Raw genomic sequence first — 24,882 nt, 5'->3', positions numbered from 1 at the left:
GTTTATGGCGTTAATGATGAATAACTATTTGTTATGGAAAGTTTTTTACTTCGTCAAAAACGAATAATACACTGAGGTAATTAATTTTTACTTGTGTCTCATTCGCCGTTTTTTTAAACAGCACACATGACAAAAGTCACAAAAAAGAAAAAATTATTTCTGCCGATTTTGTAACAATTTAGCCAAATTAATGGCCTCTACCAGCTGCGTGCGGTTCACTCGCGGCGAGTTAGCATCCAGTAAGGTTTGCCACAGCGACACGGCTTGCGCATAATCCGCCTGCATAAACGCATCCGCCGCCAGCAGCATCTGCGCGGTCACTTCTGTCGCATCCAGCGCTAACGCTTTATTAATCATTTCACGCGTCGCAGGCGTCATATGTTGCCCGGCCTGGTAATACAGCACCGTTGCCAGCGCGGCGAAAAGCTGCGCGTTATCGCCTCGCAGACGCAACGCCTGACGATATGCCAGCAGCGCATTGTCATACGCATTGCGATAGAGATAATACTCGCCCAGCCGCGCCCATTGCTCGCTATCCTGCGGATTGGCGCGGATTTTTTCTTGCAGCCTGGAAAGCTGTGCCTCTGGCGTTTGCGGGTTCGTAAAGTCACGTAGCGGATCGGCCAGACGCTGTTGCTCGCTACACACAGCCTGCCATTTCGGCGTCAACAGATAGCCGCCGATACAGACAGCCACCATCAACACCGCCGCAGCCGCCAGACGCTTTACGGGCATGGGACGTAACGGCGCAGTGGAGTGTTCAGACTGGCTCATTGTTCCCCCTCCTCTGCGTGCTGACGCTTTCTCACCCGCCAGGCCACCACACCCACCAGCAATAACAGCAGGTACGGCAGCGCCCACAACAGCAGCGTTTGCTCATTCAACGGCGGGTTGTAGCGTACGAAATCACCATAACGGTCGGTCATCCAGGCGGTGATTTCCGCTTCGCTTTTACCTTCGGCCACCATGCTGTAAACCTGATGGCGCATACTGACCGCCACGGGCGCATTGGATTCCAGCAAATTCTGGTTCTGACACTGCGGACAGCGCAGTTGACCGGCAATAGACAGCGCTTTTTCCTGCTGTTGTGGATTGTCAAAGCGCCAGGTATCCACCACCTGGGCGTGGGTGGCGAAGGTGATTAAAAACAGGACGATCGTTAAGAGTAAAAACTTTCTGCCGGATGGCGCTACGCTTATCCGGCCTACGGTTTGCGCATCCTGTAGGCCGGATAAGGCGTTTACGCCGCCATCCGGCAACGCTGTGAGTAATTTACGCGTCACGCTTCCTCCCCCGCCATCCGCTCAGCAGCGCTCCACACACCATCAACAATCCCCCACCCCAGATCCAGCGCACGCCGGTCTGCACGTATAAGCGCATGGCGTAACGGTCCGGTCCGGTTTTTTCGCCCATCACCGCGTACCAGTCATGTAGCAGGTTCCAGTGAATCCCCGGCTCCATCATCTGTTGACGTCGTGCGGCATAGAAGCGCCTTTCAGGCTGCAGGCTGCCAATGCGTTTTTCATTCCGCCACAACGTGATCCGCGCTTTTTCACTGGTGTAGTTGCCTTTGGCTTCCAGATCCAGACGCTCGAAACGAAAGGTATAGCCCGCCAGTACCACCTGCTGCCCCGGGCTGAGGTTAAGGCTGATTTCATGCCGACTGCCGCTGGAAACCATGATCCCGGCGGCAAAGATAAATACGCCCGTATGCGCCAGCAATGCCGGAAGCTGACGATGCACAGAGACTTTGCGGCTTCTGATTGTCGCAAGCACGATAACCACCAGCATCAGCAGGCCAAACGGCAGCGTGACGCGATTAAAATAGGGCGCGCCCACCGAAAGCCTTCCCCAGCCCATCAAACCATAAATCATGGGGTAGAGCGTCCCGACCAGCACGATCAACAAGACGGCGCTAAAGAGCAGCAGCGTCGTCAGAATGAGCGTTTCGCACTTTCCGCCGCCCAAACGCGTCGCCGGATACGGCTCCCGCGCCCGCCAGCCGTACAGAACAAGCGATGCCAGACTTAACGCGGCAAAAAGGGTAAACAGCGGCACCGCGCGCACGTTATCCAGCGCAAAGGCATGTACCGAAACAAGAATGCCGGAACGCACAATCAGCGTTCCCAGCAACGAGAGGATCAGCGTCAGTATCGCCAGCAGCAACGACCAGTGACGGAAGCCCCCGCGCTGGCGGCTGACATACAGACTGTGCAGCAACGCGCTGGCGGCAAGCCACGGCAACAACGAGGCATTTTCCACCGGGTCCCAGAACCACCAGCCGCCCCAGCCCAATTCGCAATACGCCCACCACGATCCGAGAATGATACCCAGCGTCAGAGCGCACCAGCCGGGTAACGCCCAGCGCCAGCACACCCAGGCGGTTGCCGCGTTAAAGCCGCCGCACAGTAGCGAAGCCAGCGCTACGCTCGCCGCGGTCATCAGGCCGCCATAACCCAGATAGAGCAGCGGCGGATGTAAGATCAGCCCCAGATGTTGCAGCATGGGATTAAGGTCGCGCCCTTCCATGGCGGGAGGGAAAATACGCAGGAACGGATCGGACCACAGCACAATAAATAGCAGCAGCGAGGCCATAATGAGGGACAAGATGCTCAGGGTCAGCGGAAAAAGCGCGTCAGATTCATGCCGGGAGCGCCAGGCGAATAGCGCCGTCCACCCCGAAAGAAGCAGCGCCCACAGCAGGAGCGAGCCTTCATGACCGCCCCATACCGCCGCCAGTTTCAGTCCCCATGACAACTGACTATGGCTATGCTGCGCAACATAAACGACCGAAAAATCGCTGGTCAGAAAACAGCTAACCAGAATCGCAAACGCCAGTAGCAGCAGCGTGAACGCCGTCCACGCGCCGCAGGTCGTCAGGCGCATGACGCCGCGCCAATGCTGCCCCATCCCGCACCACGTCGCCAGCGGGGTCAACACGTTGACCCCGAGACTCAACAACAGCGCCAGAAATCCGGCTTCAGGAAGGAAGATGTCCAGATTATGCAACCGTTAGCTGTCCCGCATAAAGAATGAAAAAGCGCAGCAGCAGCACGCCGGTCAAACTGGCGCCGCTAACGGTCAGCACGCCGTGAAACGTGACGCTACGATTTGCCCAGGGTTTCAGCAGCAGCGGGATAATCAATCCCAGCCCTACGACCCCAAGCCAGAACCACCAGCTCCAGAATCCGCCGCCCAGCGCCGCCGCCAGCGCCCGCATTTTGCCGTCATCGCCCAGCGCCAGCCCGATAAAAAAGGCCGCCAGCAGGAAGATCTCCAGCCATACCACCGGGGTTTCCATGCGATGTACAAAGCGCGCCTCGGTGCTGTGCGGGTTGCTACGATGGCATAACGCCATAGCGATCAGCGCCACCGCCGCGCCGGAGGAGATGCCGGAAAACAGAAACAGCGCCGGCAGGATCGGGTTATTCAGGAACGGATAGGATTTCAGCGCCGACAGCAGAAACCCGGTGTACGCCCCGAGCAGAACCGCCAGTACCAGCATTAACGTCTCCAGCGCGCGATGAAACGGCGTTATTAGCGCCAACACTTTCTGCACGAGCTCTAAACGCGGCAGCCAACGCTGTTGCAGGGCAATCACCTCTTTTTCAAAGATTTTTGCCAGCCACAGCACCAGCACTACCATGTACAACTGGAACAGCATCACCCCCATCGACATCACCGAGGTAAAGCTGTAGTGGAACATCAGCTTCCAGAAGGTCCACGGGCGCGTCAGGTGGAAGACCAGAATCAGCAGACCAAGAATAATCGCCCCCGGCCCTAACACCAGCGTAGTGCGCAGCAGCGTGCTGTCCGAACCGCCCGCCTCCGGATGGAAGCGGCGCAGCAGAATCGCCAACGTGACCAGTCCGGCGGAGATGCCAATCAGAAACAGATAGATGGCGATGGGCCAGTCCCACACCAGTGATGCAAAATGAAATGCAGAAGCGGGGGTCATTGGCTCACCTCCCCATAGTTAAAGGGAACGCGATAGACCTTCGGTTTTGTGCCCAGCGCCAGCTTGTAACGATAGGTGGTTTTTTGCCGCAACAAACGGGAGATATCGCTGTTGGGATCGTCCAGATTACCAAACGTCAGCGCCTTCGTCGGACATGACTCAACGCAGGCGGGCTGTTTGCCCGCTTTCAGGTTGGTTTTCCGGCAGAAATCGCACTTATCCGCCGTCTTACTGACCGGATGGATAAAGCGCACGCGGTAGGGACACGCGGCAATGCAGTACTGACAGCCGACGCAAAGGTCCGGATTCACGTCGACAATACCGCTGGCGGCATCGCGGAATGATGCGCCGGTCGGGCAGACGTCAACGCAGGGGGCATGGTCGCAATGCTGGCACGAGTGGCGGAAGAAGCGATATTTCACATCAGGAAACGTCCCCTGCGGCTCGCTGCGAATAATCGTCAGGCGCGATACGCCTTCCGGCACGGTGTTGACTTCCCGACAGGCATCCATGCAGGCCGTGCAGCCGATGCATAATGACTCATCGTGTACCATGCCATAACGCACGCCGTTAATATTCAACGTGTTCGCTACAACGCGTCCTGCCATCCCACTGACCGCCGCCAGCGCGCCGACGCGGGTAATAAATTGACGTCGGGTGCAACTCATGGCTGCTCCTTAAGCAACGGAACGGACGCCGGATTAAAGTGCGGGTTAGTACGCTGATCGCTGTGGCAATCCACGCATATTTTGATCCGACCTTTCTCGCTTAGCGTCTGCATCGTGTCTTGCTGCGGATGCAGGGAATGGCAACTGGCGCAGGTCACTTTAGTAACATGAACATCGTGCGGCCAGAACGCTTTTTGCAGTTGTTCAGGCAAGTGGCAGGACATACAGACGCTGTTCTGCTGCTCTACCGTATACATCGGGTCGTTAAAACGCATCACATCTTTCACCCCTTCACGGTGGTGAAGCGACGGTTGACCGTGGCAGTTGGTACAGGTTATCGGCAATTTATTGTTCGGGTTGATAGCGCCCGTATGTTTACCGTGCATACCTTCGGTGTCCGGCTTGTGACAGTCCAGACAGGCAGCATCCGGATTACGCTGCTGGGTGACCGTCCAGCGTTGATCCGACTCCTGCGGCGTTGGCGTGGCAGTGATTCCACTCAGGCTCCAGAACAGGCCTGACGCCAGCACCCCAGCAGTTAATAACGAACGTAATACGCTCATATTCACTCCATTACATAATGCCTGATGGCGCGCAGCTTTAAGGCCTACAAGACTTCTGTAGGCCGGATAAAGCGCTTGCGCTGTCATCCGGCAAATTTGTCACATGTGAGGTTATTGGCTTAACAGACCGTTTTTACGCGCCTGATCTTCCCACTGCGGTACGACCGTTTTCAGGAAGTCCTGCTTCTCCGCGTTGATTTGTTGCATATTCAAACCAATCGCTTTCTGCGCCTTCTCTTTCGTCGAAATATCCGGCAGCGGAATTTCATGGGTAATGCCTTTGGTCGCCAGCAGTCGCGCCAGTTTAGTACGGGCATCCGCGGCTTTATCCATCGCACTGCCTAACATCCGTAGACCTTCTTCCGGGGCATGCATATGAATACCGTGTGACGCAATCGCCAGATCCCAACGCCACTGCGCGTGGCGAATATCGTTCAGAATCAGTTTCATTTCCGCGTCTGTCGCCCCCGCATCCCATGCGGCTTTCGCTTCGAAATGCGCATGTACCAGTTGATCTTCAACCTTGATTTTCAGGTCATGAATCGCCTGTTTACGCTCGGCGACCACCTTTTGCAGGGACGCTTTGTCCTGGGTGTGGCAGTTGGCGCAGGTTTGCGCGAAATTGTCGAACGGGTTGCCGATTTTATGGTCGGTGTAGAGCTTGCCTTCGGCGTTCTGTACTTTCGGCATGTGGCAGTCGATACAGGTCACGTTGTTCTTACCGTGAATGCCCACGCTCCAGGTTTCATATTCCGGGTGCTGCGCTTTGAGCATTGGGGTTTTCGACAGCGAGTTTGTCCAGTCAGAGAAGGCGATGGCGTCGTAGTATTGCTCCATGTTCTCGACTTTCATGCCCTCATCCCACGGGAACTTAACGGCTTTGTTTTTACCGTCAAAGTAGTACTCCACGTGGCACTGGCCGCAGACCATCGATTGCTGATCAAAGCGACTGGCTTTCTCAAACGGTTTGCCGATAGCCTCCATCGCCCGTTCAGCATAGGGGCGCGACAACGTTAATGCTGGCTTCCCCTGGGCGAAATCGTCCGACGCGGTGTTATGACAGTCGGCACAGCCCAAATCGTTGACAATTTCCGGGCCGCCGCGCGCCCATTTGCCATGGAAGTAGCCGTCTTCGCCTTCTTGTTGGATAAGGCGCGCGACATCGGGGCTTTTACAACTCCAGCAGGCCATCGGCAGCGGGCCGTCTTCCGCTGTTTTTGGCGCGCCGGTACGCAGTGTTTCGCGCACGTCAGTTACCGCATACGCGTGGCCGCGTGGTTTGTTGTAATCACGGGAGAAGGGATAGCCCGCCCACAGGATCACCAGACGAGGGTCTTCCGCCAGCGCATCTTCACGGGCAGACTGTTCTGACGTCGCTTTCCATGACTGATATTGGTCGGGGTGTTGAGGCGCGAACGTTTCATTTTTCGCTTCAACAGTAACGGTTTTTGCGGATACAGGCGTTTGCTCAGCGTAAACAGAGGTAATGAAGAAAAAAGGAAATATAAGGCTGAAGAAACGGCGTGCGCGTAGTGTTTTCCTTGCCATAGAGGTCTCATCCAGATTGCGCCATTATCTTTAACGGCGATTTTTTATCGTTTTCCATAACAGCAACCGCACAAATACTGTTATTACATTGCTCTCCTCTATGTGTAACAAATAACCACACTTAAAATGTTGTCTTTAATCAATTGTAAGTGTATGTAAAATACCACTTTAGAGTTAGTAACCTGGACAAAACTCCCTCTCTTTTGTGATTTCCGGACACGGATCACTTTTTTAAAAAATTTCATATAACGTCATGTTATCCCGAAAATTTATCTAATTTTGCGGGACACAATCAAAAAATAGATTGCTGCTTATTTGCACAGTTCCCTTTTTGCGTGATCTGTCGCCCAAATACTAAACAAAACTTATTAAGACCCTACATTTAACGTTTATGCGACATATTATTAACATCCTACAAGGAGAACAACAGCATGAGCCAAACACATAAACACGCCATTCCCGCCAACATTGCGGATCGTTGCCTGATAAATCCAGAGCAGTATGAGACTAAATATAAACAGTCTATTAACGACCCCGATACGTTTTGGGGCGAACAGGGAAAAATTCTCGATTGGATCACGCCGTACCAAAAAGTGAAAAACTCCTCCTTTGCGCCAGGCAATGTGTCGATTAAATGGTACGAGGACGGCACGCTGAATCTGGCGGCGAACTGTCTTGACCGCCATTTGCAGGAAAATGGCGATCGCACCGCCATTATCTGGGAAGGCGATGACGCGTCGCAGAGTAAACATATCTCTTATCGCGAACTGCATCGCGATGTCTGCCGTTTCGCGAATACACTGCTGGATCTGGGCATTAAAAAAGGCGATGTGGTAGCGATTTATATGCCGATGGTGCCGGAAGCGGCGGTGGCAATGTTGGCCTGCGCCCGCATCGGCGCGGTGCATTCGGTGATCTTCGGGGGGTTCTCGCCGGAAGCCGTCGCCGGACGCATTATCGACTCCAGCTCGCGGCTGGTGATCACCGCTGACGAAGGTGTACGTGCCGGACGCAGTATCCCGCTGAAAAAGAATGTCGATGACGCGCTGAAAAACCCGAATGTCACTAGCGTTGAGCATGTGATCGTCCTGAAGCGCACCGGCAGCGACATTGACTGGCAAGAAGACCGCGACCTGTGGTGGCGCGATCTGATTGAAAAAGCCAGCCCTGAGCACCAGCCTGAAGCGATGAATGCCGAAGATCCGCTGTTTATCCTTTATACCTCCGGCTCCACCGGCAAGCCGAAAGGCGTGCTGCACACCACCGGCGGCTATCTGGTCTACGCCGCGACCACCTTTAAGTATGTCTTTGATTATCACCCTGGCGATATTTACTGGTGTACCGCCGATGTGGGTTGGGTGACGGGGCACAGCTATCTGTTGTATGGCCCGCTGGCCTGCGGCGCGACCACCTTAATGTTTGAAGGCGTGCCGAATTGGCCAACGCCCGCTCGCATGTGCCAGGTGGTCGACAAACACCAGGTCAACATTCTCTATACCGCCCCGACGGCCATCCGCGCGCTGATGGCGGAAGGCGATAAAGCCATTGAAGGTACCGACCGTTCTTCACTGCGCATTCTGGGTTCCGTCGGCGAGCCGATCAATCCCGAAGCGTGGGAATGGTACTGGAAGAAGATCGGCAATGAAAAATGTCCGGTCGTCGACACCTGGTGGCAGACTGAAACAGGCGGTTTTATGATCACGCCGCTACCAGGCGCTATCGAACTGAAAGCCGGTTCCGCCACCCGTCCTTTCTTTGGCGTACAGCCTGCGCTGGTGGATAACGAAGGCCATCCGCAAGAAGGCACGACGGAAGGCAATCTGGTCATCACCGATTCCTGGCCGGGCCAGGCGCGCACTCTGTTCGGCGATCATGAACGTTTTGAGCAGACCTATTTCTCTACCTTTAAGAATATGTATTTCAGCGGCGACGGCGCGCGTCGCGATGAAGACGGCTATTACTGGATCACCGGTCGCGTGGATGACGTGTTAAACGTCTCCGGCCACCGTCTGGGTACGGCGGAAATCGAATCGGCGCTGGTGGCGCATCCGAAGATCGCCGAAGCGGCGGTGGTGGGTATTCCACACGCTATCAAAGGTCAGGCGATTTACGCTTATGTGACGCTCAACCACGGCGAAGAGCCGTCGCCAGAACTGTACGCGGAGGTGCGCAACTGGGTACGTAAAGAGATTGGCCCGCTGGCGACGCCGGACGTGCTGCACTGGACCGACTCACTGCCAAAAACCCGTTCCGGCAAAATTATGCGCCGTATTTTGCGCAAAATCGCGGCGGGCGATACCAGCAATCTGGGCGATACCTCGACTCTCGCCGATCCTGGCGTGGTGGAGAAACTGCTCGAAGAGAAGCAGGCCATCGCGATGCCGTCATAACCATAAATGCCGGATGGCAACGCGAAAGCGTTTTATCCGGCCTACGACCCTACCCCTGCCCTCTCTCAAACCGGGAGAGGGAAATATAAAAAAACCCTCCCCCAAAGGATTTCGTGTTACAGGAAGGCGGCAAGCGAGCACATCCCCAGCAGCATAGTTCACTATATGGCTGGGGCGCGCGAGTGCGGCCAACACGCCTGTAGCGCGAAAGACGCAGGGGGACCTCTGGAGAGCTCTGTGATGAATGACCCAATTTATCAGCGGATAGAAGACAGTGCGAGTTTCAGGGAGTTAGTTGAAAAACGGCAACGGTTTGCCACGATTCTGTCGGTTATCATGCTGGCGGTTTATATTAGCTTTATTTTACTGATCGCCTTCGCGCCTGGCTGGCTGGGCACGCCTCTACATGCGGGAACCAGCGTCACCCGAGGAATTCCCATTGGCGTCGGGGTGATTGTGATTTCTTTTGTGTTGACCGGAATTTATATCTGGCGGGCGAACGGCGAATTCGATCGTCTTAATAACGCCGTACTGCATGAGGTGAAAGCATTATGAAGAGAGTTCTGACGGCGCTTGCCGCCGCACTCCCCTTCGCCGCTCATGCGGCGGATGCCATTAGCGGCGCGGTTGAACGCCAGCCCACCAACTGGCAGGCGATTATCATGTTTTTGATTTTCGTCGTGTTTACGCTCGGTATTACCTACTGGGCCTCTAAACGCGTACGTTCCCGTAGCGACTACTACACCGCAGGCGGCAATATCACCGGGTTCCAGAACGGCCTGGCGATTGCCGGCGACTATATGTCCGCCGCGTCATTTCTCGGCATTTCCGCTCTGGTGTTTACCTCCGGTTATGACGGGCTGATCTATTCGCTGGGCTTTCTTGTCGGCTGGCCAATCATCCTGTTTTTGATTGCCGAGCGCCTGCGTAATCTGGGACGTTATACTTTTGCTGACGTTGCCTCTTATCGCCTGAAACAGGGGCCAATCCGTATTCTTTCGGCCTGTGGCTCCCTGGTAGTGGTGGCGCTTTATCTTATCGCCCAAATGGTCGGCGCCGGTAAACTGATTGAACTGCTGTTCGGTCTCAACTATCACATCGCCGTGGTGCTGGTCGGCGTGCTGATGATGATGTACGTGCTGTTCGGCGGGATGCTGGCGACAACGTGGGTGCAAATTATCAAAGCCGTCCTGTTGCTGTTTGGCGCCAGTTTTATGGCCTTTATGGTGATGAAACACGTCGGCTTTAGCTTCAATAATCTGTTTACCGAAGCCATGGCGGTACACCCGAAAGGTTCAGCCATTATGAGTCCGGGCGGGTTGGTGCAAGATCCGATTTCGGCGTTGTCGTTGGGTCTGGGACTGATGTTCGGCACCGCCGGATTGCCGCATATTCTGATGCGTTTCTTTACGGTCAGCGATGCCCGCGAAGCGCGCAAGAGCGTGTTCTATGCCACCGGTTTTATGGGCTATTTCTACATTCTGACCTTTATTATCGGTTTCGGCGCTATCATGCTGGTGGGGGCGAATCCCGCCTATAAAGATGCGGCGGGCGCGCTGATTGGCGGCAATAACATGGCGGCGGTGCATCTGGCCAACGCGGTAGGCGGCAACCTGTTCCTCGGCTTTATTTCGGCAGTGGCGTTTGCCACCATTCTGGCAGTGGTCGCCGGTCTGACGCTGGCGGGCGCATCGGCGGTGTCGCATGACTTGTACGCCAACGTGTTCCGCAAAGGCGCAACCGAACGTGAAGAGCTGAAGGTGTCGAAAATCACCGTCCTGGTGCTGGGCGTGATCGCCATTATCCTCGGCGTCCTGTTTGAAAATCAGAACATCGCCTTTATGGTGGGCCTGGCGTTTGCTATCGCCGCGAGCTGCAACTTCCCCATCATTCTGCTTTCCATGTACTGGTCAAAACTGACCACGCGCGGCGCTATGCTGGGCGGCTGGTTAGGTTTACTGACAGCGGTGGTGCTGATGATTCTTGGCCCTACCATTTGGGTGCAGATCCTCGGCCATGAAAAAGCGATCTTCCCGTATGAGTATCCGGCGCTGTTCTCTATCAGCGTGGCGTTCCTGGGGATCTGGTTTTTCTCGGCCACCGATAACTCGGCAGAAGGCAACCGTGAACGTGAGCAGTTCCGCGCTCAGTTTATCCGCTCCCAAACGGGATTCGGCGTACAACAAGGGCGTGCGCATTAATCTTACCGTTTCCTCCGGCCCTGTGGGTCGGAGGAAAATCAGAACATCACCCTCGCCACCAGCGGGGCTGCCAGCACCATCACCACGCCGGACAGCATCATGACCAGACTGGCGACGACGCCCTCCTGCTGACCAAGTTCATAGGAACGCGCCGTGCCCGCCCCATGTGACGCCGCGCCGAATCCTGCCCCTTTTGCCATGCCTTCCCGGATAGAGAGACGCAAAAATAGCGCGTCGCCGACCGCCATGCCAAACACGCCAGTGACGACCACGAACAGCGCCACCAGATCTGGCTGCCCGCCCAGGGGTTCTGCCGCCGCCAGTGCAAATGGCGTGGTAACGGAACGTACCGCCAGACTACGCTGAATCTCATCCGATAACGTGAACAGACGCGCCAGCCAAACGGAACTGGTGACCGCCACCACCGTCGCCGTCACTACGCCCGCGGTGAGCGACATCCAGTGACGTTTGATAATCGCGAGGTTATCGTACACCGGCACCGCAAAGGCAATAGTCGCCGGGCCGAGCAGCCACAATAGCCAGTGCGATTCACCAATGTAGTTTTGCCAGGAGATATGACCGAACACCAGCATTAACACCAGCAGTGCCGGCGTCAACACTAATGGCATCAACGGCAATTTGCGAAAACGGCGATACAGACGCTTATTGGCGAAGTAAATTCCCAGCGTAATCACCAGGCACAGTACGCTTAACTGAACGTTATTCACGGTTTAGCCTGCTCATCTCATAGCGATACACTTTATCCACCACCCACGCCGTCGCGCCGAGTACCATTAAGGTACTGATCGCTATCACCGAGAAAATGCGCCAGCCGTCCACCAGTAACAGATGGGCATAGTTCACTACCGCCACGACGGCGGGAACAAAGAATAACAGCATCTCCGCCAGCAGCCAGCGTGCGCCTGCGCGTACCCAGCTAAGCGGAATAATCCGGCAAACGATCAGCGCCAACATAAGCACCATGCCGACCAGATTCGCGGGCAACGGCAGGTGCAGCCAGGAGACAAGATATTGGGAAAAAATGAATAAACCTGCATAGAGCAGTACCTGAACCGGTACCTGGAGTCGTTGCACAACGGCAGGCGTAACGCGGCTTATCGCCACAGCCATGAGGGAATGTCCTGAAAAATAATACGGAGCGCCAGTATAGAGAACCTCCGTCACGGGCAGAAATGAATTAAAATCATTGCAGGCATAGTCGGAAGGAATAATCATGGATATCAGAACGCTGCGTTATTTTGTCGAGGTGGTGCGCCAGCAAAGTTTCACCCGCGCAGCGGAGAAGTTATTTGTCACCCAGCCCACCATTAGCAAGATGCTGAAAAATCTTGAAGATGAGCTTAACTGTACGCTACTGATCCGCGACGGACGTAAGTTATTGCTGACCGATACCGGACGCGTGGTGTTTGAACGCGGTCTGGCGATCCTCGCTGAGTTTCGCCAGTTAGAGGCTGAGTTGAGCGATATTAACCATCTCAATAAGGGCGTGCTGCGGCTGGGTATTCCCCCGATGGTCGGCATGTTGATGGCCGGGCCAATCAGTTTGTTTCGACAACGCTACCCTGGCGTTGAACTCAAAATTTCGGAGTTTGGCGGCCTGACGGTACAGCAGGCGGTAATGAATGGCGAGCTGGATGTTGCGATGACCGCGCTCCCGGTGGAAGAAGCGAGCGGGCTGACGACGTTATCGCTGTTCAGTCATCCGCTGTGCGTACTGGTTCCCCGTTCCGGTCAGTGGACAACCTGCGACTCCATCGCGCCTGAAGCTCTGGCGGAGCATCCTCTTCTTATCTATAACGAAGACTTTGCCCTGAGCCGCCAGTTGATGACCTTATTTAGCCAGCATGACGTAAAACCACGGATTGCCGTGCGCAGCGGGCAATGGGATTTTCTCGCCGCCATGGTGCAAGCGGGTGTCGGCATCGCCATTTTGCCGGAGCCGATTTGTCAGCGTCTGGATAAGGCCACGCTGCGCTGGCTACCGCTGGAAAGCGATCTCCGCTGGCAGTTGGGCATGATTTGGCGAGAGGGCGTGTATCTGTCGCACAGCGCGCGGGCGTGGTTAACCTGTTGCGAAGGATTTTGGCTGCAACAACCGTAAGCCATGGGTTAAAACCCTTGCCGGATGGCGGCGCAAGCACCTTATCCGGCCTACTTGTAGGCCCGGTAAGCATGGCGCCACCGGGCCACAAGGACTACTGATTTTCTATCAGTAGCGCTTCCATCAAATCCAGGTCGTGCAGCAGCTTTTGCAATGTTTCATTGCTGATTTCTCGTGTGGCGCGCAGATGATACAACTCGGCGCGTTCGGAACGCAGCGCGGCAAGACGGAAACGTCGCTCCAGGTTTTCTTCCTGTATGGAGCTTTCGACATCGTTTCGCCCATCGGCACGGCGACGCAAGTTACCAATGACACGCGAGCTTACTTCAGTAAGCAGCTGATTATCGATGTTTTCTTCGGTATCCGCCGCCAAACGCTCTTCCATTTTCTGAATGGCGACAATCGCCACTTCCGCCGTCGCCGCGCGGGCGACACGCTCCTCTTTCAACTGTTGCGCATGATCGGCGACTTCCAGATGTTGCAACAGCAGCGGCAGCATGATTACGCCGACAAATAACGAGAACAGAATGACGCCAGCCGCCAGGAATACCAGTTCATAACGCGCCGGAAATCCGCTGCCATTCGGCAAAAGTAACGGTATAGAGAGCACACCAGCCAGGGTGATCGCCCCACGAACGCCAGCGAAGGAAGCAATCAGAATTTCACGCGACGTCCAGTTGGCGAACTCCATCGGTTTCTTCTTCAAAAAGCGCAGGCTGAACTTTTTCATGGTCCACAGCCAGCCGAAGCGAACCAGCATCAATGCCGCATAAATCAGCACGATATCGGTAAAGAGCATCCAGGTTTCGACATTCGGGTCAGCTTCCGCCGCCGCCAGCGAAGATTCCAGAATCCCCGGCAATTGCAGTCCCAACAGCAGAAAGACCATACCGTTAAAGACAAATTCCAGCATCGCCCAGGTACTGTTCGCGCGCAAACGCATTGCCAGCGGCGCGCGGCGCATTACGCCAGAACGGGTGATGGTCATCCCGGCGGCAACCGCGGCCAGGATGCCTGAGACGCCAATATGTTCGGCAATCAGATAAGACGCGAAGGGCAGCAGAAACAGCAGGACGATTTGCGTCGCGGGTTCATCGCCGCCCCAGCGGCTCAAAAAACGCAGCGAGCGGCCATACAGCCAACTGACCACAAAACCCGCCAGAATACCGCCGATAGCGACCTTAAAAAATTCCAGCGTCGCGCCGCCGACGGTAAAGACCATCGTCCCCATCGCCACCGCGACGGCGAATTTCAGCGATACCAGACCGGAGGCGTCGTTCATTAACGCCTCTCCCTGCAGAATGCCCATGATTTTTTTCGGGATACGCCCCTCGCCCACAATTCCGGAGAGCGCTACCGCATCGGTCGGCGACAGCACGGCGGCCAGCGCAAAGGCGGGGATCAGCGGAATACCGGGCACCAGCCAATAAATCAGAAAGCCGATTCCAACGACCGTTACCAGGACCAGCGCCAGCGCCAGCCCGAAAATCTCTCGTCCATGCTCAAGAAATTCACGGGTCGGCGTCTTCCAGCCATCCGCAAACAGCAGCGGCGGAATAAACAGCACCAGGAAGAGTTCCGGGTCGAATTCCACATGCAAACCAAACGTCGGCCACGCCAACAGCGCGCCAATGGCGATCTGCATAAGGGGTAAAGGAAGCTGGAAGGGTAATACACGCGTAAATACCCCCGACAGCGAGACCACAAGGGTCATGATGAGTATTGTGAAGAAAATTTCCATGCGTTCCCTGTTTGCGATGTTTTTTATGATGGAGAGAGGCATCATGCCTCGGTTTCACCTTCTTCAGATTAACGCAAAAGGTAATGTGATGTGTCCTGAAAATGAAAACGGGCGACCAACGCCGCCCGTTTTTCAGAATGAAGGCAGAGCTAGATAGCCCAGCCGCCGGCATAAAAAGCGACCAGCGCGACCGCAATGACGACAGTTCCGATATTCAGCTTACGCCATTCACCGGAAACCAGACGCCCGACGACCAGCGTGGCAAAGCCGATCATAATCCCGGTGACAATGTTACAGGTCAGTACAATAAATACAGCCGTTACCAGCCCCGCCATCGCATCGACGAAATCAGCAAAATCGATTTTCGCCACGTTACTCAGCATCAGCAGACCGACATACATGAGCGCCGGGGCGGTTGCGTAGACGGGAACGAGATAAGAGAGCGGCGAAAGAAACAGGATCAGCAAAAACAGCACGCCCACGGTAATCGCCGTCAGGCCCGTTTTACCACCCGCCGCCGTACCAGCCGCAGACTCGATATACACCGCGGCTGGCGCCGCCCCGACCAGGCCGGAGAAAACGCTACTCAGGGAGTCGGTGGTTAACGCTTTGCCGCCATCGATAATTTGTCCGTCTTTGTCCAGCAGATTAGCCTGCCCTGCGACCGCTCGGATCGTGCCGGTCGCATCAAACACCGCCGTCATCACCAGCGCCAGTACGCTTGGCAGAACGACAGGGTTTAACGCGCCCATAATATCCAGGCTGCCGATCAGTGAGTTGCCGTTTTCATCGCTCAACGAAGGCATGGCGAAAATGCCGGAAAAATGGACGTTAGGATCGAAGAGCAAACCCACAATAGAAATGCCAATAATGGTCAACAGAATGCCGCCGGGGACTTTCAGCTTTTCCAGACCGAGAATAACAGCCAGCCCTACAAGCGACATAATCACCGGGAAGGTGTCGAAATCGCCCAGCGCGACCGGCAGGCCATCCAGCGGGTTTTTAATGACCAGGCCGACGCCGTTGGCGGCAATCAGCAACAAAAACAGGCCAATACCGATACCGGTTCCGTGGGCCACGCCCTGTGGCAAGTTACGCAAAATCCAGCTACGAATGCCGGTGGCGGAGATAACGGTAAACAGTACGCCCATCAGGAATACGGCGCCAAGCGCGACCGGGACGCTAATATGCTGCCCCAGGACCAGGCTAAACGCGGTAAACGCTGTCAACGAGATAGCGCAACCGATAGCCAGCGGCAGATTCGCCCAAAGCCCCATAACGATAGAGCCGACGCCTGCGACCAGGCAGGTCGCTACAAAGACGGCAGCAGGCGGGAACCCGGCTTTACCCAGCATCCCTGGCACCACGATGACGGAGTAAACCATCGCAAGAAACGTGGTTAAGCCAGCAACGACTTCCTGGCGAACGGTGCTCCCGCGTTGTGAAATTTTAAACCAGGCGTCGAGTGAACCGCCGGTACGCGCTGAAGGCGTAGACATAGAAAACATCCCCTGAGAATTTATTATTCGTCGGTATACGTGGGAGGTAATCCACTAACAGCGCAACGTTATCTCCTTGTGCTACATTTACGACAGCCGGGGCGCCGCAAAAAAGCAAACGTTTAGCTCCACGTATACAAAACGGGTGGCAAAAAAAAGCAAACGATTATCCAGCGATCATAAACGCTTTTTCAACTGAACTTTGCCGCTTTTTATGCTTTTCTGCTTAGTATGCTCAATAAATCGCCAGACGATGCGCAAACGTTATCGTCCCTGCGCAATCCAGCAACAATTTTTCGCATCGCTGTTAGCAAATACGTTGCGCAATCTGCTCACAAAAACGCCATTATCCGCCGGGAATGGTAAACGGACCGCCCTGCTGAATCGCTCGCTGCCAGGCTGGACGCATTTCTACCCGCGCTTTCCATGCGTTGATATGGTCGAGATGAGCGATCCCGCCTCGGGCAAGCAGCGCAAATAGCGGGAAGCTCATCTGGATATCCGCCATACTTAACTGCTCTCCGGCAAACCAGGGGTGATTTGCCAGATGTCCGTCAATAAAGCGCGCATGGGTTTCCAGTTGCGGATTGAGGTACGCTTTTTGCGCGCCCTTACCGATAACGCCGCCCAACGTTCGCAGGCCCAATGGTACCGGCGGTTTACCCAGAGAGGTAAAGAGCAGTCTCATCAATAGCAAGGGCATGAGCGAACCTTCAGCGTAATGTAGCCAGAATCGATAGTGTTGTTTCCCCTGCGCATCCGCAGGTTTAAAGCGTCCGATACTGTCGTAAGTGTCCTGCAAATATTCCAGGATGGCGCCCGATTCCGCAATAACCATACCGTTATCTTCGATAACCGGAGATTTACCCAGCGGATGCACTTTTTTCAATGCCGGCGGCGCCAGCATGGTCTTTTCACGCTGGTAACGCACAATCTGGTAAGGCAACGCCAGCTCTTCCAGCGCCCAGAGGATGCGCTGCGAACGAGACTGATTTAAATGGTGCACCGTCAGCATGGCTGTCTCCTGCAAGGTATGCCAACTAACTATAGAAAATTATGGCAGTTGCCGTAAAAATTTCGGCTAAAAAATCAGCATTTCGCTGGCGAACAGGGCGTCGTCGCTTACACTTACAGTATCAACACAAACCGGAACCTCCACCACGTGCTCGATATGAGGGGTGTTGACGTCGGGGGAAACCCTCCTGTAATCAGCGGGATAGAGCGAAAGACAAAGACCGGAAACAAACTAAAGCGCCCTTAGCGGCGCTTTAGTTTTAGGTGAACTCAGCCCGATGGCCGAGTGCATGTTAATCATCTTCAAGCAGCCGGGCGCCCGTCCCGTGTTCGCCAAGCCTGTCGCCTGGATTTCGCAGCGGACAGTCGCTACGCGATAAACAGCCGCAGCCGATACAACCGTCCAGCTCATCGCGCAACGCCACCAGCGTATGAATACGTCGGTCTAACTCTTCGCGCCACTGCGAGGAGAGCTGCTTCCACTCTTTCGCGCTTAACGTATGCCCTTCCGGCAAGATACCAAACGCGTCGCCGATAGTTGCCAGCGGGATGCCAATACGCTGGGCGATCTTGATAATCGCGACATAACGCAACACGTCACGCTTGTATCGCCGTTGGTTACCGCTATTACGGATACTGGTAATTAGCCCTTTACTTTCATAGAAGTGCAGGGCGGACACAGCAACACCGCTACGTTTCGCAACTTCCCCCGGCGTCAGTAAGGCTTTTAAACGGGGAGATTTTTTTTCCATAAATCGCTTTACCTCAAGTTAACTTGAGGAATTATACTCGCCCGCAGACAAAACGACGAATCGAATACTGTTTAAGAGGCAACAATATGTCGCATCAGCAGATAATTCAGACCCTTATCGAATGGATTGATGAACATATCGACCAACCGCTAAACATTGATGTGGTGGCAAAAAAATCGGGCTACTCCAAGTGGTATTTGCAGCGGATGTTTCGTACGGTAACGCATCAAACATTAGGCGAGTATATTCGCCAGCGCCGTCTCCTGTTGGCGGCCGTGGAACTACGAACGACCGAGCGCCCGATTTTTGATATCGCGATGGACCTGGGCTATGTATCGCAGCAAACCTTCTCGCGTGTATTCCGCCGCGAGTTCGATCGCACTCCCAGCGATTACCGTCACCGCCTGTAGGGCGTCTGCCCGCGTATCGTCAGAGGCGCGGGCGTTTGTTGTAGCCAGACGATGAATTCCTGCGGCGGTAACGCTTTCGCAAAGTGCCATCCCTGACAATACTGAACGCCGCGTTTTAGCAACCAGCTAACCTGTTCAGCCGTTTCAACCCCCTCAGCAATGATTTTTAGCCGCAAACTTTGCGCCATTTCAATAATATGCTCCACAATCAAATGGCTGGCGCTATTAGTGGTTAGCGTGTCGACAAAAGATTTATCAATTTTTAAAAGGTCGACATTTAATGAGTACAGGTTATGCAAGTTCGAATAGCCGGTACCAAAGTCATCAATTGCCACCTCGTATCCCGCCTGGCGAAACGCCTGAATAATCGGCGTCATTTTAGGCACATCAATAAATCCGCGCTCAGTCACTTCAACCTTTATCTGTTGCGCAAGCACTGAATGCTGACGCGTTTTTTCATGAATCATCACAATTAGTCGGGAAGAGAGAAAATCGGCGGCAGAGAGATTGATAGAGACATAAAGATGCGGGTGCGCGGCCAGAAAACCACCTAAATCATTAAATACCTCTTCGACGACATAATCGGTGATCTGCTCAATCATCCCCTCTTTTTCCGCTAGCGGAATAAATTCGCACGGGCTCATCACCGGACCGTGATAGCCCGGCCAACGCAATAGCGCTTCGGCACCTACACATGTCCCATTTCGGATATCAATGATCGGCTGATAATGAAGGCAAAGCTGGTGCCTGGTAATGGCCCGTTGCAGCAATCGACGCGGTGAGTAATATGCCTGCCGGGATCGTGACCACATAAATAAGACGATAATGCTACAGATGATCCCTAACGGTAGCGTTAACGTAAGCTGATGAAAGAGGTTCTGGTAAAAGCGTTGCTTTGAGGTTGAAACAATCGCGGCAACCGGTCGTTTTGCTGATTTAACCAGAGTATAAAAACGCTCACCCTGTTGGAACACAGGTTCACTCCGTCGTACCAAAGGTAATAGCTGATCAGCCTGCGCCTGTTCACTCAGGGAGAAAAAGGTGTTGGTCACCGTATCATACATTCCCCAGGCCAACGCCGGATCGTCTGACATCACCTCGCTATAAGATAAGGGATTGATAACCGCGACATAGTTTCCCCGCTGCATATATGTCATTTTATAACCGTTGAAAAAAGGCGTATCACGATAGTAATAAATAGCGATGTCAGGCTTTCGTTTATAGTCAGCGCGGGGAATAAAATAAGGACTTGTTGGCGTCATAACCGTAGAGCATAGAAAACGCTGGCCCTTAGCATAAATCAACTCATTAATGTACAAACGACCGCGGATAATATTCAGCATTCGCTGTTGATGGGCTGGCGTACAGGCTTGCCCCTGATATTGTTCAGCGGCATCGCGGGCTAAATCTGCTTGCAGGATAACCCGCTCCGCTTTATCTAATACCAACTGCGCAAATGAATGTAACTGATTTCTGGTTTCAGAGACTGCCCGGATATGAGCAAACCAGAGAGCCAGCAATACAGGAAGTAACACCACAATGATCGTTCCGAGAAATCTCAACACCTTGCGTCGTGTGCTTTGACTCATTTTCAGCCTATTTCCCTGCATTATTTGTGACTATTGTTGGCAAAATAAGACGTGAACCAAACGGAGGTTTACGGTGCATGAATTTATCAATATTAGCAACAGACTTTTACCGATCAACATTTACTATTAATAACTACGCGCAATATCTCTCACATACCAGGCAGGACGCTAAATATTTTTGATAATATCAGATTTATACCTAAGTAAACGATGGGGTATACATCTTTACTCCTTTCTTTTGATAAATAACTTGATATTTTTATCAGGTCTGAATTTCACGGAAAAAATAAAAGAGTAGTAATAATACATCTTTGCTTTCCGGCAGTTTCTCTACGGACGCACAGAAGTCACACAAAAAATAAGGTTATAAAACGCACAAAAAATACATTGCCGATCTGGCGAATAAGCCTGTTTTTGTGATATAGTTCACAAAAACAATGAAACAGAAACAATGTTTCATTCGATGTTGATGTGATGTCCGTTGATAGCCAGAATGTCCCACATTTCCCGGGAACAACGCCGTGCTGTCCTGGACAAAGGTCTATTCAGAGGAAATGTTTCATGGCTGCCATAACCACTGGTGTCGTTCTTCTCCGTTGGCAACTGCTGAGCGCCGTGCTCATGTTTTTAGCCAGCACGCTCAATATCCGTTTCCGTAAATCAGATTATATTGGTCTGGCGGTGATCAGTAGCGGTCTGGGCGTGGTATCCGCCTGCTGGTTTGCCACCGGTTTACTCGGTATTACCATGATGGATCTCGCTGCGATCTGGCATAACATTGAAGCCGTAATGGTCGAAACGATGAGCCAGACCCCGCCAGAATGGCCGATGGTGCTGACCTGATACGCTATCGCTGCCGCTGAAGCCGCCCACCGGTTATCTCAACGCGGAATCGCGCGCCAGGGGTAGCCTTGCGAACCATCACGTCCTTCACATAGCCGTTGATGAGGGCCGCCAGGTGTGGTTATCCAAAAATGGCAAGTGGAATAGCCCTAACAGAATCGAGCTAAACTTATTGAAAACATTGCCGACTCGTTAAATGACAAAAAGACCCGTTTGTGCAACGGGTCTTTTTTATTAAGAGCCTATCCCACCAGGCGTTATTGGCGCAGCCAGTTTGGACACGGACAGCGCGCAAAAACCGGAGCGTACACGTAGTACGTGAGGATTTTGAGCACTGCCCAGGTCCAAAATGGCAAGTAAAATAGCCCTAATGGGATAGGCTCTAAGTAGCACCGCCTGATAACAGCGACAAGCGCTGCTTATTTTACGTTAATAATTTATCCGGAGAACAATCACGGATTATTTTTCCACCTTTCATTACCAGAACCCGGTCAAAATACTTTATCAGGTATCGACGATGCGTCACCATGATTAACGTTTTCCCATGAATAAACTCATCTAAGTTATCAAAAATTTGCTTCTCGGTATTCTCATCCAGATTGGATGTTGGTTCATCCCATAAAAAGACGCTGGCGTTACTGCTCAGACTACGTGCTAATAATAACTGCTGCTGCTGTCCGGATGACAGGTTTTTAGCCATAAAATTCACCGGAAACTTCAGCCCCATAGGATGTTGCAAGATAAAACCACAGTTCGCCAGATGAAGCGCCTTGAGTACTCGTCCCCTGTCGTTTTGCGGTTTTAACGCGAAATTACTTTCAATGGTTCCGGTGAATAAAACATCATGTGTCGTCACCACACTTAAATGCTGAGAAAAAAAGTTCTGCGATAAATGTCCTAAGTTATATCCATCATATAAGATGGCGCCGTCTGTTGGCGAAAGGTAGCCAGATAGCATTCCCAGTAATGAGCTTTTTCCTGCTCCACATTCGCCTACCACCGCGACACGTTGCCCCGCAGGTATGTCTATAGACAGTCGGTTAATAATCATCGGAGATTGAGCATCATACTGATAACTCACGCCCCGGATAGAGATATCGCCATTGCACTTTGATATGGACTGTAATGCCGGTGTTTTTTCTGCCTGATCTTCATCAAAAAAAGAAAGCAGATCCTTACCGGTTTTTTCTGCTGATAAAATAGAGATTAATGTAGAAGAAAAATTCGAAATGATTCCGGAGATACGACCAGAGACAATGACAGATGAAACAATTGCGCCAGTGGTAACATCACCCTTAATTACCATAAAAAAGGCTATTACCATAATAGTTATTTGGGTAATAGATGACATACTACCCAATATAGATTGATAGATAAGATTTAATTTCCTTATCTTCAGGTTAAGATACGACTGTTCATTTGATGTATTAACCCAATCAAAAAGTAAACCTTGATTATTTAAGGTATGGATCATTTTAATAGATAAGAAAACTTCTGAGATGAAAATATTCCTGTTCTTCTGTCCTTCTTTTTGTTTGTTCATTAACTCATTAGTATAATGGTGGTTAACGATGGAAATAATAATAGAGACGATAAACATGGTAACAGGTACAATAACGACCAGACCTAAATTTATATATATAACAATAAGAAATATAATAAATATTGGAATATCGGCTATACGTTGAAAGATCGAGTTTAATAAAACGGGTTTAATTTTCTGAAACTCATTCCATAGCACAAATGCTGATGACATGGATCTGCCATTTTTCTTTTTACTATAAAGGACCGCCTCAAGAAATGCGATATCAATATCGACGTCATCCTGCCTTGCTGTGATAGACTGATAAATATCTTTCGAAGTGCGAAGGATAAACTCAAAAATAATAAATACAGCAACAATTATAGCCACGCCAAATAAAGATGAAACCGAAGCGCTTGGAACAAGCTTATCATAGAACAGATTACTAAATACTGGGATAGTTAACGCAAAAATTGCCATAAAAAGAGATGAAAAGAAGTATTTAGTATAAAAAATCTTGTTCATCGATAAAGAGTTTTTTATGATGTTTTTTACTCTTATACTATCAACAACTTTATTTAAAGGTAGTATACTAAATGCAGATAACTCTTTTAAATATTCATCTTCAACTTCAACATAACAGAGTTCACCGCGCGCGTTTACCAACTTTATTTTTTGCCCGCCACTCACACACACCATCCACTTCATTTCTGGTGTTAATAGTAAAATCGGCATAGGCTCATTTAGTAAATCCTCACCATTACTAAATAATACATCCTGTAGAGAAAGCCCTAACGACAGAAAGAAATTCTTCATTTGTATAGAGTCATCAGTGTTATTTCTGTCGTACTTTTTAAATCTTAAATTTATATCATCCTCTTTGATGTCAATTTTTATGTTGAATTTTTTAGACACTATAGATAATGCCGTTTCCGCACTTAAATAATAAGGTTCTAGTTTTTTATCCATAAGTAAACCCCCTCACCCAAAGGTGAGGGGTCTCCGTTATTATGCGTGTTCTTCTTGATTATCTACAGGTAGCGTAACTTCATTAACGGCGAAAACATCAATAGCGCCGTTATTGTTGTGCCCTACAGAACTTGTTGAAGGGGAATCATTAATATCATCCTCGGTCTTTCCTCTTGCATTCATTGCGTTCACAATATCCGCCGAGGAGTGATCGACTGAGAATGTTTTCTCCTTAATCAGGAAATCAGCGTCCTTATCAATGAATTTCACGTCCATAGTATATTCACCATCGTCCAAAGATAGCGGAACTTCGAATATTGCTTTCTGGTTAGTTATCGGCAGAGTAAACTCTTCTCCTTCAAACATAACACTGACATTAACAATATTCTCAGGTACTGATATTTCAAAAGAAGGTGTCTGACTAATTGAACGATCTATTTCATCCCCAGAGTCAGCGTTTAACAAGGTAATACTATAGGCTGTCTCCTTCACCACGCTTTCTTCCGCCGCAGACGGCACTGTACGAAGATGCGTATCACTTTCGGCATTCGCTGTTTCAGACTCCGGTGGAGTAACCACTGTTGGCGTGGCGTCATCGCTCGCATCGTCATGCAGGTTATCCGCTGTTACTGTCACCGTTGAATCAACCGTCACCTCCAGCGAAGCAGATTGCTGTGAATTCCCCGCGCGATCCACCACCGTCACGCTCAGCGTGTAGGTACCGTCACTCCAGGCGGCTGGCGGCGCGAAGGTCCAGCCATCCGCGCCTTGCGTCGCCTGATAGATGTCTGTCACGCCGTTATGCGTCACGTTTACGGTCGCCCCGGTCACATCAGCATCAATATGCTGCAGCGTGAACTTAGGCTGGGGGTGATTCGTCACGTTATCGCTGTCTGAAGCGCCATTGTCTTCACCTGCTGCCAGCGCAATCTCTGGCACCGTAAGCGTTGAGTCAACCGTCACCTCCAGCAAGGCAGATTGCTGTGAATTCCCCGCGCGATCCACCACCGTCACGCTCAGCGTGTAGGTACCGTCACTCCAGGCGGCTGGCGGCGCGAAGGTCCAGCCATCCGCGCCTTGCGTCGCCTGATAG

At 52.2% G+C, this 24,882-nt stretch carries 20 protein-coding genes and 1 pseudogene; 6 read left to right on the top strand and 15 right to left on the bottom strand.

Translation table 11 applies throughout. The features are described 5' to 3' along the window. Window positions 1–153 precede the first annotated feature (153 nt). The 6 genes and pseudogenes from nrfG to nrfA all read right to left on the bottom strand — a co-directional run bounded on the left by nrfG (window position 154) and on the right by nrfA (window position 6,737). On the bottom strand, window positions 154–774 hold the full coding sequence (nrfG, locus tag ACLD4K_RS13540) for a heme lyase NrfEFG subunit NrfG (protein ID WP_411012006.1): 621 nt from the start codon (window positions 772–774) through the stop codon (window positions 154–156). Then, window positions 771–3,009, bottom strand: a pseudogene (gene nrfF, locus ACLD4K_RS13535) (heme lyase NrfEFG subunit NrfF). Before nrfF ends, nrfG begins: the two are co-directional and overlap by 4 nt. Continuing rightward, on the bottom strand, window positions 3,002–3,958 hold the full coding sequence (nrfD, locus tag ACLD4K_RS13530; RefSeq protein ID WP_183060035.1) for a cytochrome c nitrite reductase subunit NrfD: 957 nt from the start codon (window positions 3,956–3,958) through the stop codon (window positions 3,002–3,004). Before nrfD ends, nrfF begins: the two are co-directional and overlap by 8 nt. After that, window positions 3,955–4,626 (bottom strand): cytochrome c nitrite reductase Fe-S protein, encoded by a 672-nt coding sequence (nrfC, locus tag ACLD4K_RS13525; RefSeq protein WP_001278030.1) that lies wholly within the window; start codon window positions 4,624–4,626, stop codon window positions 3,955–3,957. The genes nrfD and nrfC overlap by 4 nt, the downstream gene beginning before the upstream one ends. Further along, entirely contained in the window at window positions 4,623–5,189 is a 567-nt protein-coding gene (nrfB, locus tag ACLD4K_RS13520) for a cytochrome c nitrite reductase pentaheme subunit (protein WP_000115065.1), read from the bottom strand. The genes nrfC and nrfB overlap by 4 nt, the downstream gene beginning before the upstream one ends. Window positions 5,190–5,300: 111 nt before the next feature. Then, entirely contained in the window at window positions 5,301–6,737 is a 1,437-nt protein-coding gene (gene nrfA / locus ACLD4K_RS13515) for an ammonia-forming nitrite reductase cytochrome c552 subunit (protein WP_411012005.1), read from the bottom strand. 431 nt (window positions 6,738–7,168) lie between these two features. Here nrfA and acs point away from each other — a divergent pair, with 431 nt between their 5' ends. The 3 genes from acs (at window position 7,169) to actP (ending at window position 11,328) form a co-directional block, all read left to right on the top strand. Continuing rightward, entirely contained in the window at window positions 7,169–9,127 is a 1,959-nt protein-coding gene (acs, locus tag ACLD4K_RS13510) for an acetate--CoA ligase (protein WP_411012004.1), read from the top strand. 240 nt (window positions 9,128–9,367) lie between these two features. After that, window positions 9,368–9,682, top strand: coding sequence for a DUF485 domain-containing protein (locus tag ACLD4K_RS13505; protein WP_411012020.1), 315 nt, complete (start codon window positions 9,368–9,370; stop codon window positions 9,680–9,682). Beyond that, window positions 9,679–11,328 (top strand): cation/acetate symporter ActP, encoded by a 1,650-nt coding sequence (actP, locus tag ACLD4K_RS13500; RefSeq protein ID WP_000832529.1) that lies wholly within the window; start codon window positions 9,679–9,681, stop codon window positions 11,326–11,328. The genes ACLD4K_RS13505 and actP overlap by 4 nt, the downstream gene beginning before the upstream one ends. A gap of 38 nt (window positions 11,329–11,366) precedes the next feature. On the opposite strand, the gene ACLD4K_RS13495 is transcribed toward actP, so the two are convergent. Further along, window positions 11,367–12,056, bottom strand: a complete 690-nt coding sequence (locus ACLD4K_RS13495) for an LrgB family protein (RefSeq protein ID WP_001067096.1) — start codon at window positions 12,054–12,056, stop codon at window positions 11,367–11,369. Further along, the gene (locus ACLD4K_RS13490) at window positions 12,049–12,459 is read right to left on the bottom strand and encodes a CidA/LrgA family protein (protein ID WP_000257347.1); all 411 of its coding nucleotides are present in this window, start codon (window positions 12,457–12,459) and stop codon (window positions 12,049–12,051) included. Before ACLD4K_RS13490 ends, ACLD4K_RS13495 begins: the two co-directional genes overlap by 8 nt. A gap of 103 nt (window positions 12,460–12,562) precedes the next feature. Here ACLD4K_RS13490 and ACLD4K_RS13485 point away from each other — a divergent pair, with 103 nt between their 5' ends. After that, entirely contained in the window at window positions 12,563–13,450 is an 888-nt protein-coding gene (locus ACLD4K_RS13485; protein WP_411012003.1) for a LysR family transcriptional regulator, read from the top strand. Between the two features lie 94 nt (window positions 13,451–13,544). On the opposite strand, the gene ACLD4K_RS13480 is transcribed toward ACLD4K_RS13485, so the two are convergent. The 4 genes from ACLD4K_RS13480 to soxR form a co-directional block, all read right to left on the bottom strand. Further along, window positions 13,545–15,191: a Na+/H+ antiporter gene (locus ACLD4K_RS13480; RefSeq protein WP_411012002.1), complete on the bottom strand. Its 1,647-nt coding sequence runs from the start codon at window positions 15,189–15,191 to the stop codon at window positions 13,545–13,547. Window positions 15,192–15,340: 149 nt separating this feature from the next. Continuing rightward, window positions 15,341–16,690: a guanine/hypoxanthine transporter GhxP gene (ghxP, locus tag ACLD4K_RS13475; protein ID WP_000106907.1), complete on the bottom strand. Its 1,350-nt coding sequence runs from the start codon at window positions 16,688–16,690 to the stop codon at window positions 15,341–15,343. A gap of 346 nt (window positions 16,691–17,036) precedes the next feature. Then, on the bottom strand, window positions 17,037–17,705 hold the full coding sequence (locus ACLD4K_RS13470; protein WP_058331896.1) for a glutathione S-transferase family protein: 669 nt from the start codon (window positions 17,703–17,705) through the stop codon (window positions 17,037–17,039). Between the two features lie 292 nt (window positions 17,706–17,997). Continuing rightward, window positions 17,998–18,456: a redox-sensitive transcriptional activator SoxR gene (soxR, locus tag ACLD4K_RS13465; protein ID WP_000412686.1), complete on the bottom strand. Its 459-nt coding sequence runs from the start codon at window positions 18,454–18,456 to the stop codon at window positions 17,998–18,000. Window positions 18,457–18,542: 86 nt separating this feature from the next. Between soxR and soxS the strand changes: the two genes are divergently transcribed. Then, on the top strand, window positions 18,543–18,866 hold the full coding sequence (soxS, locus tag ACLD4K_RS13460; RefSeq protein WP_000019483.1) for a superoxide response transcriptional regulator SoxS: 324 nt from the start codon (window positions 18,543–18,545) through the stop codon (window positions 18,864–18,866). Here the strand turns inward: soxS and ACLD4K_RS13455 are convergent. Continuing rightward, window positions 18,854–20,455, bottom strand: coding sequence for an EAL domain-containing protein (locus ACLD4K_RS13455; protein WP_411012001.1), 1,602 nt, complete (start codon window positions 20,453–20,455; stop codon window positions 18,854–18,856). The two genes, soxS and ACLD4K_RS13455, sit on opposite strands and share 13 nt — an antisense overlap. A gap of 561 nt (window positions 20,456–21,016) precedes the next feature. Between ACLD4K_RS13455 and ACLD4K_RS13450 the strand changes: the two genes are divergently transcribed. After that, window positions 21,017–21,298, top strand: coding sequence for a YjcB family protein (locus ACLD4K_RS13450; RefSeq protein WP_000719058.1), 282 nt, complete (start codon window positions 21,017–21,019; stop codon window positions 21,296–21,298). A gap of 424 nt (window positions 21,299–21,722) precedes the next feature. Here ACLD4K_RS13450 and siiF read toward each other — a convergent pair whose 3' ends face one another. Both siiF and ACLD4K_RS13440 read right to left on the bottom strand, forming a co-directional pair. Continuing rightward, a complete protein-coding gene (gene siiF / locus ACLD4K_RS13445) occupies window positions 21,723–23,789 on the bottom strand; it encodes an SPI-4 type I secretion system protein SiiF (protein WP_061372459.1) in 2,067 nt (688 codons plus the stop codon). Between the two features lie 39 nt (window positions 23,790–23,828). Beyond that, window positions 23,829–24,882, bottom strand: a 1,054-nt coding sequence (locus ACLD4K_RS13440) for an Ig-like domain-containing protein (protein WP_411012000.1), incomplete at its 5' end; no start/stop codon positions are given.

This window comes from Salmonella sp. 741265055_HSA (assembly GCF_046569525.1).
GTDB lineage: Bacteria > Pseudomonadota > Gammaproteobacteria > Enterobacterales > Enterobacteriaceae > Salmonella > Salmonella enterica.
This window is presented reverse-complemented; position numbering and strand designations above follow the sequence as displayed.